Source organism: Streptomyces anandii JCM 4720, assembly GCF_014650655.1.
GTDB lineage: Bacteria > Actinomycetota > Actinomycetes > Streptomycetales > Streptomycetaceae > Streptomyces > Streptomyces anandii.
In genome coordinates this window covers 103,356-118,240 of record NZ_BMVJ01000008.1, presented here as the reverse complement: position 1 = coordinate 118,240, position 14,885 = coordinate 103,356, and the positions used below count along the sequence as shown (strand labels likewise).

Below are 14,885 nucleotides of genomic sequence, written 5' to 3'. Positions count from 1 at the left end.
AGGCGGAGGCCCGCGCCGGCGCCGCGCGGGTGGATGACCGAGACGGTCCGCAAGCCGTGGTCTGCCGCCTGGACGCCGGTGGAGGAGACGGTGCTTTCAGCGGTCACGAGTGGATGGACTCCCTGTGCTCGGTGGGGTCGGCGCCCGGCGGTGGCCCGTCCGCCCGGAGGCCCGGCATCCTCTGAGCGGCGGGCCGCGGGGTGAGCAGTTCGCGGTACAGCGCCACGACGGCTTCGGTGGTGCACCGCACGTCGTGGGCCGACAGCACGTGCCGCCGTCCCAGTTCGCCGAGTCGGACACGCAGCGTCCGGTCGAGCAGCAACTCGGCCACGGTCCCCGCCAGCGCTGCCGGGTTACCCGGCGGGACCAGGCAGTGCGCGGCGAGAGCCGGCGGCAGGCTCTCGCGGGCTCCGTCGACATCGGTGACGACCACGGGCCGCCCGCACGCCATCGCCTCCAGCGGGGCCAGTGCCATTCCCTCCCAGCGGGACGGCAGAACGACCAGGTCGGCAGCTCGGTACCAGGGCACGGGGTCGGCGACGGCACCCGCGAACAGCACCGACGTGGAGGCGTGCCGACGCAGCCGGGCGCCTTCGGGTCCGTCGCCGACGAGGACGAGTCGGGCGTCGGGCACCCGGTGGACGATGGCGTCCCATGCCGCGAGGAGAACGTCCTGCCCCTTCTGCCGGCACAGCCGCCCCACGCACACCACCAGTGGCGCAGACAGATCGGCGGCGGCGAGCCGCGGGAGGCGGGCGTGCGGGGCCGGTGCCGAGTGGCCGGTCCGCGCGGCACGCGGCTTCCCGGCCGCACCCGCGCTGTCCCCGGGGGCGTCGGGGGCCGGACGGAACCGTTCGGGGTCGATCCCGTTGGGAATCACCCGCCATCGGCCCGCGATCCCGGCGCGTGCGCCGGTCACTCGTTCCGCCTCGCTCACGCACACCAGCGCCGAGGTCCAACGCGCCGCCCACTTCTCCCACTTCACCGCGGCAGCCCCCGTGGTCCCGCCGACCGCCTCGAACGACCAGGCATGCGGCTGGAAGACGGTGGGAATCCGTCCGCGCACCGCGAGGCGCCCGGCGAGCCCGGCCTTGGCGCTGTGCATGTGGACGAGATCGGGACGTACGGCATCGATCACACGTGCGATGCCGCTCACCTCACGAAGGGCCGACAGCAGGGGCGAACGCGTCGCCGGCCAGTGCCGTACGTCCGCGCCGAGCGCCCGCAGCCGGGCGGTGAACGGACCGCCGGGACAGGCCACGGCGACGTCGAAACCCTCCTCGAGCTGGGATCGCACGAGATCTGTCACTACGCGCGCGACCCCGCCGTCCACGGGCTGGGTGATGTGCAGGATGCTGGTCCGACAGCGGGCCTGTGACACGTGCATAAGGACGGGTTCCTCGCTCGGAAGGCGCTCGGACGGCAGGGCGGCGCCTCACGGCTGGGCATCCACGGCGACGAAGAGGACACCCGCCCAGGCGGCGTCCCGTCGGGAAAGGAGCCGCAGGGTCAGCTGGTCGCCCTGGTGCGCAAGCCGTTCGCCCAGGTCGAAAACGTCGGAGTCGTAACCGAGGTTGTTCGCGTACGCCGGCGAACGCTCCGGGGGAACATCCCCGGGCTCCTCGATGGTCGAGTTCAGAACGTCGTCGGCGGGATTGGCCGGGTCGCCCAGAGCCAGGGCGGTGGAGCCGGGCATGTGGTCGTCGGGACGGTCCGGCCGGCGTGATGCCTGGCCGTACGTCAGATGGAGGGAGTCGCCCACAGTGCCGTGGTCGCCGTTGTACGCGACCAGACCGACACGGCCGCCCGCCCCGCCCGGGAAGCGTCGGCCGGACAACCGGATCTCCTCCGCCGACCGCGGGTTCAGCGCGGTGAAACCGTCCCAGAGGGAAAGGTGCCGCAGCGGCTCCGCCGGATTTTCGTAGGCCACCACCAGCGTCCAGCCGCCCCAGGCACCGGCTGCCGAGTTGCCCTTGGCCACGTCGACCTGCGCCACGGTGTACAGGCCGCCTCCGCTCTCCCGCACCAGACGTGTCACGTCCGCGGACGCCTGGTAGGCGTCGGCATCGTGTGTCACGCGGTGGCCGGTGACCGTGTCGGCGAGGAGTTCCTTGTACTCCCCGCCGGGCTCGGCGATCAGCACCCTCCCGGTGTCCTCCGGCGGCTTCTGCTCGCCGACGCGCAGGTTGCCGCCCCAGTACAGGCGCGCGTACGTCACCCGGGAACCTTTCGGCAGCCGGACCTCCGCGCGTGAGGAGTTGTAGGTGTTCGGGTCCTGGTCGACATCGATGTAGTCCATGTCGAAGTCGCCGTTGGTCCCTTGACCGCCCGCTCGTGCGGCCGTGCACGAGTGGGCGGACGGCGGTAGGGGGCCGGGGCCCGCGGACGCCGCGCGGCAGCTGATGGAGGCATTGGCCGCACGAACGATGCCACCGTGCTGGAGGGCACGGAACCGCTCGGTGAACGCCAGGTGGGCCGCTTCCGGCGTCGGCTGCGCGGGCGCGGCCGCCGGACTTCCGACGGTCACCCAGGTCCCGGCAAGGGCGAGCGCGCCCACGGTGACACGGCGCAGCAGAAGGACCAGGGGTTGGCGCATGACCGGCGTTGGCCTTTCAGACAAGGTTCGGCGTCGGAAACTGCTCGACGGAGATCTCTGTGCGTTAGCGGTCCGAGAAGAGGTGCGCAACTCTAGTCGCTATCCGGACTAATGAGGTGATAGCGGACAAGTGTGTCGGATTGGTGAAGCTTCATGGCTGTTGCGTGACCGCTGTCGCCCCGGCGGACGGCGCCGGCCGGTTCAACCCCTAACGGCGGGCGGTGGGGGTGACCCCGCGGGCGGGTGAAACGAGCGGTCTGACCAGGCAGGGCGCGTCCCCCTGAGAGGAAGGTCGATCGGCAGCCGCAGGGCTCCCGGTTGCGACCGGCGTTGGTGCCGTTCACGGTGAGTCCAAGATCAGGACCTAACGAGAGGAACAGCCGCCATGCCTCGTCCGTCCGTACGGCGCACCGCGTCCACGGCGCTCTGTGCCACCCTCCTGGTCGGCCTCATCGGTCCCGCTGCCAGGGCGGAGGGCTCCGCTCGGGGACACGGCCGTGCGGCACTGCCACACGAGCGCGTCCAGGGCGCGGACACGCTCCTTGCGCGCAGCAAGCGCCTCGGCCGGATCGGCGGTGTGATCACCTCCGTCACCAACCTGGTGAACGCCGTGCTCAAGGCCGACCACGGCAGGCTGTCCGCCAAGGAGGCGAAAGAACTCGGTGACGCTGTCAGGGCCGCGATGGCTCAGGCCCGCCCGGCGGCCGCCGGGAACGTTCGAGCACCGGGGGGTCCCGCTGCCCTGGCCGACGCTGCGACCCCGACAGGCGCTGTGGCACCGGCGGTTGCCGCGACGCCGACAGATGCTGCGGCGCTGGGGGTCACTGCGACACCGGCAGATCCTGCGACACCGGCCGAACAGGCGGTTTCCCCCGCTCCGTCGGCAACCGCCTCCTCGGCGAGTCTCCTGCCCGCGCCGGTGACGCTGCCCCTGCCGGTGACCCAGCCCGCGGCGGACGGGACGCTCGCTCCGACCGCATCCGCGAGCCCCTCGGAGCCCGCGAGCGCAGCCCTCACCAGTGATGTGCTCGCCGCCCTGGACAAGGCGGTCACCGCGCTGCTGCAGGCGGCGACCTCGGGCACCGACGGCCAGATCGGGCCTGCTGTCAAGGACGTGGTGCAGGCGGTGGTCAACCTGGTCGCCGCCACCTTGCTGGACAGCGGTCTGCCCGCCCCGGACCTGACCGGTCTTCCCTCGCTGCCGAGTCTCCCGGCGTCCTGAGTCCGGTACGTGTCTGTGCCTCTGCTGCGGCGTCGGCCTGCGGGCCGGCGCCGCATCGTGTCCCCGGCCCTTTTCCTCGATTCTGTACCGCCAGAGATCATATGAGGAGTCGGCAATCGCGTGTCGCACGGTTTCGGAGCGGCCCGCGCCTCGTTGGGCATGGCGTCAGTATTCCCACCGGCTGTCCGCATGCCGAGGAAAGGAACACCATGAAGTCTCTGAAGGCCGCCGCTGTTGTCGCCGGGGCCGTGGCCGTCGCCGGCTCCGCAGCGCCCGCGTTCGCCCACAGCTTCCAGGCGGGTCCGGGCAACGGACTCAACGGGGCCGTCAGCACGCTCACCGACGGGTCCCTGAACGGCACGCCGCTGCAGCACACCGACGTGCTCAACAGCGGTACCACCACGGATTCCGTGGCCAAGACGCTGAAGAGCTCGACCGCGCCCGTGGCCCACAAGCCGCTGCTGGGTGGACTTCCGCTGCACAACTGAGGGGGCGGTCGCGCTGCCGGCAGCCTTTCGAGACGGCGTGGCGGACGCTTCAGCGGCTCCGGCTCCCCAGGGAACAGGCCGATTCCGTGTGACACGGAATCGGCCTGTGACGTCTGCCGGGCCGGTCAGGGGTCTGCCCACCGGGATCCACATTCAGCCCTCGCCGCATTCAATACGAGAATGAGAAAGATGGACACGGGTGTCAGTCCAACGAGTGAGCTTGGCGGGGCTCTGGGTATTTTTCACGGGCGGGGGTTTCCGGTTCCGTTTCGGCTCGTTGGGCGAGGTGAAGCAATTCCCTCTGGTGACTTGCACGTTGCCGAAGAAAGGAACGCGATGAAGTCCCTGAAGACCGCCGCCCTCGTTGCCGGTTCCGTGGTCCTGGCCGGTGCCGCCACGCCCGCCTTCGCCCAGGGCGGCAGTGGGGCCACGACCGCCGGCCTCACCGGAATGGTGAAGCAGATCGCCGGGGGGCCGGTGCAGGTGCGGCCGGTGCAGCAGGCCCTGCACGGGCTCGACTCGGGCGGCAAGGACTCCTCGCCCGTCAATTTCAAGGGCGCGACGGACTCCATCACCCAGCGGACGGGCGGTCGGCTGCTCGGCGGACTCCCGCTGCAGAACTGATCCGTGCCCGCGGAGGTCGCGGCACAGGAACCACCGTCGGCGGGCATGGGGTTCCGTTGCCGTCTCCGGGGCTGCGTGCCGCACGCGATGTAAGGGATTCCCGGCGCTGGGGACGCCGGGGATCCCTGATCCGTATGTGCGCGCGGACCTCAGGGGCGGGAGGCGTCGGCCGTGGTTCCCCGGCCGCTCGCCACGGACACGTCGGCGACGAACATCCCTCAGGAGGACGCATGACACGATCGGTGACCGGGGTGGTCGGCTCTCCCGGTCTCACGGCAGAACCGCAAGGGGACACCACCAGGCGACGTGTGCTGTGGGGAATGATCGGATCGGGGGCGGCCGTCGCGCTGGCGCCGCTCCTGGCGGCCCCGACGTCGGCCGGGCGGGAGAAGCCCGAGTACACGCGATTCGACGAGACGTACCGCGGACGTCGTATCAGCGGAGACGCTCGGGGTGCCGGGCGGTCCGACGGCAGTCCCCCTGCTGCCTGGCACGTCACCGTGGACGGGCAGCCGCTGCATCTGATGCGCCGTGCGGATGGCAGCTGGATGACCATGATCGACCACTATCAGTCCTATCCGACACCGCTCGCCGCGGCGCGCGCGGCCGTGGACGAGCTCGGCACCACCGCGCGACCGGGTGTGCCGGGCGCGGGGGGCAGCCGCATGGAGGGCAGCGGCCTGCCGAGTGGGCGCACAGGATCCGAGGAGGACCACTCCATTGGTGTACACACGTAGGGACGTCAGCACACTCACCCGGTCCGATCGCCGGCGTTTCGTCAACGCGCTGCTCGAACTCAAACGCCGGGGGGAATACGACGAGTTCGTACGCCTGCACATCGAGTACTACGTGCCTGATGGTGAAACCGGCCTCCGTGCGGCCCACATGGCGCCGTCCTTCCTGCCCTGGCACCGCAAGTTTCTGCTGGACCTGGAAGGAGCCCTGCGCCGCGTCGACGACTCGGTGAGCGTGCCGTACTGGGACTGGACGCGCAACGCCTCCGCGACCGCCGTGCCGTGGACCGGCGACCTGCTCGGCGGCACCGGGCGTGCTTCCGACCGGCAGGTGATGACGGGCCCGTTCGCCTACCGAAACGGTAAGTGGACCATCAAGGCAGGTGTGACGGACACCAGATACCTCACGCGTGACCTCGGTCGGTCCGCGAAGCCGATCACGCTGCCGTCGGCCAAGGACGTCTCGGCGGCCCTGGCCGACCCCGTGTACGACACGGCGCCCTGGAACTCAACCTCCACCAAGGGATTCCGCAACAAGGTGGAGGGATGGGGGCCGGGGCGAGCCCCTGCTTCGTGGCGCAACCACAACCGGGTGCACCGCTGGGTCGGTGGCCACATGGTGGGCGGCGCCTCCGTCAACGACCCCGTCTTCTGGCTCCACCACGCCTTCATCGACCTGCTCTGGTCCCGCTGGCAGCAGCGGCACCCTGGTGCCCGCTATCTTCCGGACAAGCCGCCTGCCCAGGGTGACGCCCAGCACGGCCGGGTCGTCGCGCGGCAGGAGAGTCTGCCGCCGTGGGATGTGACTCCGCGGGAACTGGAGGACCACAGCCAGATCTATCGGTACGCGTAGCGCTGCGGGCCCCCGGCCCCGCGGCACACGCTCGCGGTGCCGGCGCCCGTCCCCAAGACAGAGATCAATCCCGCACAGCCGCCGATGACGGCTCGATGCGGGTTTTCGCGCTGGGCCGAGGAACCGGTCGGCCGACGGCGACGGGCCCGTTGCCGTCGGCCGTGCCGTGACTGACGTGAAACGCCCTGGAGGGAAGAGATGCCCTCTGGGGCGCTTTTTTTGGCTGGTGGCGCGTGGCGCCCCCGGCAGGACTCGAACCTGCGGCCAAGCGCTTAGAAGGCGCCTGCTCTATCCACTGAGCTACGGGGGCCTGGTGTGGTGGCCTCGGTCGTGGTGCCCGGGTGTGGGCTGATCCCTGACGTTGCCGGGGACAAGGATAGGGCTCCCGGATCCGTGTCCCTGTCGCTTCCCCTCCGTGGCTCAATGTGGAGGTTCGGTGAAGCGGTCCTGATAATCGCAGGCAGGTACGAATCGTGCACCGCTTTTCGCCTCCGGCGCACCGGGTGTTGTGCACTCGTTATGCCTGGACTGTGCCCACGTCCCAGTCATCCCTTCCGTCCCTTGTGTTCTGTCGGCGCGCAGACGTGCTCATATGCTTCAGAATTCCCCTAAAATTGGGCATTCTTCGCATGTGGTGACCTTGGACGTACGGCCTCAGCTGCTCGAAGCACTCTCCGCCCTGCGCGACCGTGTCGCCGCCGCACGTTTCCCGCTGCCCCTCGCCGGGGCCCCGCGCGCGCGTGCCAACCGCGACGAACTGCTCGCACAGCTCGACGACTACTTGGTGCCCCGGTTGAGAGAGCCCCAAGCGCCGTTGCTGGCCGTCGTCGGGGGCTCCACGGGCGCCGGGAAGTCGACACTCGTCAACTCCCTTGTGGGACGACGGGTCACCGAGGCGGGAGTACTGCGGCCGACGACCCGGAACCCCGTGCTGGTCTGCCACCCGGAGGACCATCACTGGTTCAGCGGCGTACGGGTGCTGCCCGACCTCCCGCGCGTGTGGGCGCCCCAGTCCGACCCGGGAGCAGGCGACGACCTGCTGAGCCCGGAGGACGATCCCGCGCGCGTGCTGCGCCTGGAGACCGTCGAGACCGTGCCCCGGGGCCTCGCGCTCCTCGACGCCCCCGACATCGACTCCCTGGTCGCCGACAACCGCGCCCTCGCCGCGGAACTCATCTGCGCCGCGGACATCTGGGTGATGGTGACCACCGCGGCCCGCTACGCCGACGCCGTGCCCTGGCACCTGCTGCGCACCGCCAAGGAGTACGACGCCATGCTGGTGACCGTGCTGGACCGGGTGCCCCACCAGGTCGTCTCCGAGGTCTCCCGGCAGTACGGGGCCCTGCTGACCAAGGCGGGCCTCGGCGAGGTACCGCGGTTCACGGTGCCGGAACTGCCCGAGTCCGCCTGGGGCGGTGGACTGCTGCCCGCCACCGCCGTCGCGCCGCTGCGCACCTGGCTGGTCCACCAGGTCCAGGACAGCGCCGCCCGGCAGCACGCAATGGCCCGCACCGCGCACGGCGTCCTCGACTCGCTGAAGTCCCGGATGCCCGAACTGGCGGGCGCCACCGCCGCGCAGTACGCGGCCGCCCTCCGGCTCACCTCCGCCGTCGACAGCGCCTACGACACCGAGCACGCGCGCGTGCGCGCCCGCCTCCAGGGCGGCGCCGTGCTCGCCGGGGACGCCCTCAAGCGGTGGCGCGCCTTCCCGCTGGACTGCACCGCCGCCGAACTCCTCGACGCACTCGTGGAGAGCCTCGGCGCCCTGCTGCTGTGCTCCGTCACCGCCGCCGACGAACGCGTCGACGACGCCTGGCGGCGCGAACCCGCCGCCGGCGCCCCCGGGCTCGCCGCACGCGACGCCACGTACGAGAACGCCGAGCACCGCATCGGCATGGCCGTACGGCGGTGGCGGCGCGAACTGGAGGAGTACGCCGAGGACGAGGTGGGCCGCCTGGACCGCAGTGTCGCGCCGGACCCCGAGGTCGTCGCCGCCCTGGCCGCCACCGGGCTGCTGGGCGGCCGCCGCGCCCGGTCCGCCGGCGAGGGGCTGGCCGAGCGGATCGGCGCCCATGGCGCGTTGCGGCTGCGCGACCGCGCGGGGCGGCTGCTCGCCGACTACCTGGACCGGGTGATGCACACCGAGCGCGAGCGCCGGCTGGCCCCGCTCGACGCCCTCGAGGTGAATCCCGAGCCGCAGGCCGAACTCATTGCCGCGCTGTCCGTACTGCTGAAGGAGAGGTGACCGGTGACCGCCGTCACTGACCAGGACCGAACGGAACACACCGATCAGACGGAGGACACGGTCACCACGGACAGGGAGATGACCGAGAGCAGCAGGAGCCCGGGGGCCGGGCCGGCCGGCCACGCTCCGGAGAACGGGAATCCGCCGGAGCAACGGGGGGCGGAGGTGGCCGACGTTGCCAGTGGGACCAATGGGACAAGTGGGACCAGTGGCAGTGGGGCTGATGTCGAGGTATCTGGTGCGGCTGGGCCGGGGGCCCTGTCGTCGCAGGCCCCGTCGCCGGAGGGCGCTTCCGCGGACGACGACGGGGGCCCGCACGGCCCGAATGGCCTGCCCGGCCCGGACGGCCCGCGGGCAACGGACGGTTCCCGTGGGCCCGGCGGCCCCGAAGGCAGGACCACGAGGGGGGCGAACGCCCACGCGCGCGTGGAGCACGGAGACCGCCACGCGCGCGTGGAGCACGACGACCGGCACGCGGCGCGTGTGAAGGAGGGTGACGGGCGTGCCGTGCGCACCGAGGAGGGCGACCGGCACGCGCGCGTGAAGGACGACGGCCGGCCCGTGCGCGCCGAGGACGACGGCGACCGGGAGCGCACCGACACCGAGGGCATCTGGGACGACGGGCTGATCGCGCGCCGCGTCACCGAGTCCACCGCCGCCGAGCTCTCCCCGGTCGTCGAGCCACGGGTCTCCAGGCCGCTGCCCGTGACCCCGCTGGCGTACGACGGGCCGCTGCGGTCGCGGCTGGACGCGCTGCGCGAGCTGGTGGGCCTGTCCCGCACCCGGCTCGACAGCCGCACCCTCGCCGAGGCCGGCCGCGTCCTCGACGAGGCGGCCGCGCGGCGCCGGCTCTCCGGGCAGCACACCGTGGTCGCCATCGCGGGCGCCACCGGCAGCGGCAAGTCGCAGCTGTTCAACGCGCTGGCCGGAGTGGCGATCTCGGAGACCGGCGTACGGCGCCCGACGACCGCGGCCCCCATCGCGTGCAGTTGGAGCGACGGCGCGGCGAGCCTCATCGACCGCCTGGGCATCCCGGGCCGGCTGCGCAGACGCCCGGTCCAGGGCCCCGACGGCGATCCGCAACTTCGCGGCCTGGTCCTGGTGGACCTGCCCGACCACGACTCGGCCGCCGTGCAGCACCGCGAGCACGTGGACCGGATCCTCGGGCTCGTCGACGCCGTCATCTGGGTCGTCGACCCGGAGAAGTACGCCGACGCGGTCCTCCACGAGCGCTACCTGCGGCCGCTCGCGGGCCACGCGGAGGTCATGTTCGTCGTCCTCAACCAGGTCGACCGGCTGCCCGGGGAGGCCGCCGACCAGGTCCTCGACGACCTGCGGCGGCTGCTCGACGAGGACGGGATCGCCCTCGGCGAGCACGGCGAGCCGGGCGCGACCGTGCTGGCCCTGTCCGCGCTCACCGGGGACGGGATCGGCGAACTGCGCGAGGCGCTCGGCCAGTTCGTGACCGAACGCGGGGCCGCCGCGCGGCGCATCGCCGCCGATGTGGACGCGGCGGCGCTGCGGTTGCGGCCCGTCTACGCCACGCCGCGCCGCGCCGGACTCAGCGAGGAGGCGCGCGAGGAGTTCGCGGCCCGGCTCGCGGACGCGGTGGGCGCCACCGCCGCCGGCGAGGCCGCCGAACGAGCCTGGCTGCGCAACGCCGGCCGAGCGTGCGGCACCCCTTGGCTGCGGCTGTGGCGGTGGTACCAGGACCGCAGCGAGCCGCCCACCGGCCGGCTGCCGGTGCGGGCCCAGCCCGACGAGGAGGCCACCGCCCGCCAGCGCGTCGAGCAGGCGGTGCGCACCGTGGCCGACCGCGCCTCGGCCGGGCTGCCGGCGCCCTGGGCCCAGTCGGTGCGCGAGGCCGCCGTGCGCGGGGCCCAGGGGCTGCCCGAGGCGCTGGACGAGCTGACGGCGCGGGCCGGGCTGCCCCCGGGGCGGCCGCCGCGGCCCGGCTGGTGGCCGGCGGCGGTCCTCGCGCAGGCGTCGATGACGATCCTCCAGGTCGTCGGGGGGCTGTGGCTGGTGGGCCAGATCATCGGGGTGATGTCGCCGAACCTGGGGGTGCCGGTGCTGCTGATGGTCGCGGGCATCATCGGCGGGCCGCTCGTGGAGTGGAGCTGCCGCATCGCGGCGCGCGGACCGGCACGGCGGTACGGCCAGGAGGCGGAGCGCCGGCTGCGCGAGGCGGCGGCGGGCTGCGGCCGGGCCCGCGTCCTGGATCCGGTGGCGGCGGAACTGCTGCGCTACCGCGAGGTGCGGGAGCAGTACGCACGGGTCATGGGGGCGGGGGTGCGCTGAGCGGGGTCCGTGGGCGGAGGCCGGTCGGGGGCGGGACTCCGCCGGAGGGGGCGTGCCAGGCCGGACTCCGCCGGAGGGGGCGTGCCAGGCCGGACTCCGCCGGAGGGGTGCGGTGCCGTAAGTCGCGTACTCCGTTCGGGTGAGCGAGTTTTCCACAGGCGGGCGGTGGTCCACAGGGCCCGGCGGGCTCGGCCCGGCGGCGGCAGTCTGGTTCCGCGGCGATCGCGACGCGAGCGGTCGTCACGACGGACGCAGTCGTACGGGACGGGCCCGTACGCGTCTTCACCCGGCCCCGGACGGGCCGGCGAGGGAGGGCTTCACGTATGAACGAGACGATGGTCTGCACGGTGGGCAACGTGGCGACGCAGCCGGTCTACCGGGAGCTCGCGTCGGGCGCGTCGGCGAGGTTCCGGCTGGCGGTGACCTCGCGCTACTGGGACCGGGAGAAGAGCGCCTGGACGGACGGGCACACCAACTTCTTCACGGTCTGGGCCAACCGCCAGCTGGCGTCGAACGCGGTGGCCTCCTTGAACGTGGGCGACCCGGTCGTCGTGCAGGGCCGGCTGAAGGTGCGGACGGAGACGCGGGACGGCAACACCCGTACGTCGGCGGACATCGACGCGGTGGCGATCGGCCACGACCTCGCGCGGGGCACGGCGGCCTTCCGCCGCACGGGCAGGCCCGACACCGCCACGGCCGCGATGCCCGCGCAGCCCGAGCCCAGTTGGGAGACCCCGCCGGCGGACGCGGCCGAGGACACCGCGCCACGGCATCAACGGGAGCCCGCGGCGGTCGCTTGAGAAGGTTCCCGGACGGTTCCTCCGCCGTACCCGGGCAGTTCGCCGGCGGTTCTCCGGCGATAACGATTCCGAGTCGGATCAGTCATCTGACGATATGACAGCGGGTAGTGGTGCCCGTGATCCCTAGGATGCCGGACAGGCTCTGTGGGCTTGGAGATTCTGCTGGTGGGACCGCGCCCCCACGTCAACGGGTCCTGCTCGAAGGGGAATTCTGTGTGTGCTTCGTACGCTGCGCCGTTCACGCGCAGTCGAGGGGCGGGCCGCCGCACCGCCGCGTTCCTGGTCTGCGGGCTCGCGGCCGCCGGTGTGATGGCGGCCGCCGGGCCGGCCGCCGCCGCGGGGACGCCGCGCAGCCAGGGCGGCGCGACCGCCACCATCGGCAGCCTCAAGACGTACGGCACCGCCGTCATCCATGACAAGGACGGGGACTACCAGGTCTCCGCCGGACTGTTCCAGATGTTCGTCGACGGCGGCGGCATGCTGCAGACGTACTCCGTCGACCTGCGCAACCCCACGCAGAAGGACGCCAAGTACCACGAGACGCCCTGGAGCGGCACCTCGCTGGGGACCGACAAGAACGCCGGCCGGATCCGCTGGATCCTGCAGAACTCCTACCCGCAGATGAACGACCTCGCGGCGCTCGCCGCCAAGGCGGGCGTCAAGAGCCTCACCGAGCAGGACGCGGCGGCCGGCACCCAGGTGGCGATCTGGCGCTACTCCGACGGCGCGCACGTGGACGCCGTCGACCCCCAGGCCGACAAGCTCGCGGACTACCTGCAGCACGGCGCCGGCGACCTGCCGGAGCCGGAGGCCTCGCTGACCCTGGACCCGCCCGCCGTCTCCGGCCGGCCCGGCAAGCGGCTGGGTCCCGTCACGGTGCACACGGACGCGAGCAGCGTGACGGTGACACCCCCGGCCGACGCCGCCGCCGACGGCGTACGGATCGTGGGCGGCGACGGCAAACCCGTCACCTCCGCCCGGGACGGCAGCCGGCTCTTCTTCGACGTCCCCGAGGACGCCGCGGCCGGCGGGGCCGAGCTGACCGTCCAGGCCTCCACCACCGTGCCGGTCGGCCGCGCCTTCACCTCGGACAGCCGCAGCCAGACCCAGATCCTCGCCGGCTCGAGCGAGTCCACGGTCGCCGCCACCGCCACCGCGGCCTGGGCCGCCGAGGGCGCGATACCCGCCCTGTCCGCGGCGAAGGACTGCGCCAGGAACGGCCTGGACATCACGGCGGTCAACAAGGGCGACAAGGCGTTCACCTTCGAGCTGCTGGGCACGGAGCACACCATCCCCGCGGGCGTGTCCCGGACGGTGACGATCCCGCTCCAGGAGGACCAGGCCTACGACTTCACGATCACGACCCCCTCCGGCCGGGGGCAGCGCTTCGCCGGCGTCCTGGACTGCAGGACGGAGGGCGCGGCGATCGGCACGACCACCCAGACGCTCAGCGCACCCAGCCCCGCCACGGTCGGCGGCACCGCGCCGGGCACCGACCTCGCCGACACCGGCGGCACCAGCACCACCCCGCTGATAGCCGCCATCGGCCTCAGCCTCCTGGTCCTCGGCGCCACGGCCCTGAGCATCGTCCACAAGAAGCGCACCACCCAGAACTGACCGGCCAGGACCGACGATCCTTGTCAATTCCACAGTGAGTGCCAAGCGCTGACTCTCCGTACACAACCCCCCGCCCACCAGGCAGTTTTCACGGGCGGGCAGGCATGCGGCAAGATGGGGTGTATCTGCCCACTGCCAGATTCAAGCTGCCGGACGGTTTCTCTTGGCTGAGTTCATTTACACCATGCGCAAGGCGCGCAAGGCGCACGGCGACAAGGTGATCCTCGACGACGTCACCCTGAGCTTCCTTCCGGGTGCCAAGATCGGCGTCGTCGGCCCGAACGGTGCCGGTAAGTCGACCGTGCTGAAGATCATGGCGGGGCTGGAGCAGCCCTCCAACGGTGACGCGTTCCTGTCGCCCGGCTACAGCGTCGGCATCCTCCTTCAGGAGCCCCCGCTGAACGAGGAGAAGACGGTCCTGGAGAACGTCCAGGAGGGCGTCGCCGAGATCAAGGGCAAGCTCGACCGGTTCAACGAGATCGCCGAGCAGATGGCGACCGACTACTCCGACGCGCTGCTCGAGGAGATGGGCAAGCTCCAGGAGGAACTGGACCACGCCAACGCCTGGGACCTCGACGCCCAGCTCGAGCAGGCCATGGACGCCCTGGGCTGCCCGCCCGGCGACTGGCCCGTGGTCAACCTCTCCGGTGGCGAGAAGCGCCGCGTGGCGCTGTGCAAGCTGCTCCTCGAGGCGCCCGACCTGCTGCTGCTCGACGAGCCCACCAACCACCTCGACGCCGAGTCGGTGAACTGGCTGGAGCAGCACCTGGCCAAGTACGAGGGCACCGTCGTGGCGATCACTCACGACCGGTACTTCCTGGACAACGTCGCCGAGTGGATCCTCGAGCTCGACCGCGGCCGCGCCTACCCGTACGAGGGCAACTACTCCACGTACCTGGAGACCAAGGCGACCCGTCTCAAGGTCGAGGGCCAGAAGGACGCCAAGCGGCAGAAGCGGCTCAAGGAAGAGCTCGAGTGGGTCCGCTCCAACGCCAAGGGCCGCCAGGCCAAGTCCAAGGCGCGTCTGGCCCGCTACGAGGAGATGGCCGCCGAGGCCGAGAAGATGCGGAAGCTGGACTTCGAGGAGATCCAGATCCCGCCGGGCCCGCGCCTGGGCAACGTCGTCGTCGAGGTCAACAACCTCAACAAGGCCTTCGGCGAGAAGGTCCTGATCGACGACCTGTCGTTCACCCTGCCGCGCAACGGCATCGTCGGCGTCATCGGCCCGAACGGCGCCGGCAAGACCACGCTGTTCAAGATGATCCAGGGCCTGGAGGAGCCGGACTCCGGCAGCATCAAGGTCGGCGAGACCGTCAAGATCTCCTACGTCGACCAGAGCCGCGAGAACATCGACCCCAAGAAGACGCTGTGGGCCGTCGTCTCCGACGAGCTGGACTACATCAAC

12 protein-coding genes and 1 tRNA gene are annotated in these 14,885 nt (G+C 71.9%); 10 read left to right on the top strand and 3 right to left on the bottom strand.

Annotated elements, in window-relative coordinates; all coding sequences use genetic code 11:
- Positions 1-103: 103 nt before the first annotated feature.
- Positions 104-1,387, bottom strand: coding sequence for a glycosyltransferase (locus IE249_RS16455; RefSeq protein WP_189705574.1), 1,284 nt, complete (start codon positions 1,385-1,387; stop codon positions 104-106).
- Between the two features lie 48 nt (positions 1,388-1,435).
- The gene (locus IE249_RS16450; protein ID WP_189705573.1) at positions 1,436-2,596 is read right to left on the bottom strand and encodes a DUF3344 domain-containing protein; all 1,161 of its coding nucleotides are present in this window, start codon (positions 2,594-2,596) and stop codon (positions 1,436-1,438) included.
- Positions 2,597-3,515: 919 nt separating this feature from the next.
- Between IE249_RS16450 and IE249_RS37500 the strand changes: the two genes are divergently transcribed.
- The 5 genes from IE249_RS37500 (at position 3,516) to IE249_RS16425 (ending at position 6,517) form a co-directional block, all read left to right on the top strand.
- Complete coding sequence (locus tag IE249_RS37500) at positions 3,516-3,818, top strand: hypothetical protein (protein ID WP_229858655.1); 303 nt, start codon at positions 3,516-3,518, stop codon at positions 3,816-3,818.
- Between the two features lie 209 nt (positions 3,819-4,027).
- Entirely contained in the window at positions 4,028-4,306 is a 279-nt protein-coding gene (locus IE249_RS16440) for a hypothetical protein (RefSeq protein WP_189705571.1), read from the top strand.
- 336 nt (positions 4,307-4,642) lie between these two features.
- Positions 4,643-4,930: a hypothetical protein gene (locus IE249_RS16435; RefSeq protein ID WP_189705570.1), complete on the top strand. Its 288-nt coding sequence runs from the start codon at positions 4,643-4,645 to the stop codon at positions 4,928-4,930.
- A gap of 230 nt (positions 4,931-5,160) precedes the next feature.
- Positions 5,161-5,667, top strand: a complete 507-nt coding sequence (locus IE249_RS16430) for a tyrosinase family oxidase copper chaperone (protein WP_189705569.1) — start codon at positions 5,161-5,163, stop codon at positions 5,665-5,667.
- A complete protein-coding gene (locus IE249_RS16425) occupies positions 5,651-6,517 on the top strand; it encodes a tyrosinase family protein (protein WP_189705568.1) in 867 nt (288 codons plus the stop codon). Before IE249_RS16430 ends, IE249_RS16425 begins: the two co-directional genes overlap by 17 nt.
- 234 nt (positions 6,518-6,751) lie before the next feature.
- Here the strand turns inward: IE249_RS16425 and IE249_RS16420 are convergent.
- Positions 6,752-6,827 (bottom strand) — tRNA-Arg (locus IE249_RS16420).
- Between the two features lie 321 nt (positions 6,828-7,148).
- Here IE249_RS16420 and IE249_RS16415 point away from each other — a divergent pair.
- From IE249_RS16415 to ettA, 5 genes are all read left to right on the top strand, one after another.
- Entirely contained in the window at positions 7,149-8,762 is a 1,614-nt protein-coding gene (locus tag IE249_RS16415; protein WP_189705567.1) for a dynamin family protein, read from the top strand.
- A gap of 453 nt (positions 8,763-9,215) precedes the next feature.
- On the top strand, positions 9,216-11,063 hold the full coding sequence (locus tag IE249_RS16410) for a GTPase (RefSeq protein ID WP_373304396.1): 1,848 nt from the start codon (positions 9,216-9,218) through the stop codon (positions 11,061-11,063).
- 323 nt (positions 11,064-11,386) lie between these two features.
- A complete protein-coding gene (locus IE249_RS16405; protein ID WP_189705565.1) occupies positions 11,387-11,863 on the top strand; it encodes a single-stranded DNA-binding protein in 477 nt (158 codons plus the stop codon).
- Positions 11,864-12,076: 213 nt separating this feature from the next.
- Positions 12,077-13,480 (top strand): TQXA domain-containing protein, encoded by a 1,404-nt coding sequence (locus IE249_RS16400; protein ID WP_229858652.1) that lies wholly within the window; start codon positions 12,077-12,079, stop codon positions 13,478-13,480.
- 163 nt (positions 13,481-13,643) lie between these two features.
- The coding region (ettA, locus tag IE249_RS16395) for an energy-dependent translational throttle protein EttA (protein WP_229858649.1) at positions 13,644-14,885 on the top strand (1,242 nt) is incomplete at its 3' end.

Coding starts and splice junctions, on each gene's coding strand:
- IE249_RS16455 (WP_189705574.1), bottom strand. CDS start 1,387: ATGCACGTGTCACAGGCCCGCTGTCGGACCAGCATCCTGCACATCACC.
- IE249_RS16450 (WP_189705573.1), bottom strand. CDS start 2,596: ATGCGCCAACCCCTGGTCCTTCTGCTGCGCCGTGTCACCGTGGGCGCG.
- IE249_RS16440 (WP_189705571.1), top strand. CDS start 4,028: ATGAAGTCTCTGAAGGCCGCCGCTGTTGTCGCCGGGGCCGTGGCCGTC.
- IE249_RS16435 (WP_189705570.1), top strand. CDS start 4,643: ATGAAGTCCCTGAAGACCGCCGCCCTCGTTGCCGGTTCCGTGGTCCTG.
- IE249_RS16430 (WP_189705569.1), top strand. CDS start 5,161: ATGACACGATCGGTGACCGGGGTGGTCGGCTCTCCCGGTCTCACGGCA.
- IE249_RS16405 (WP_189705565.1), top strand. CDS start 11,387: ATGAACGAGACGATGGTCTGCACGGTGGGCAACGTGGCGACGCAGCCG.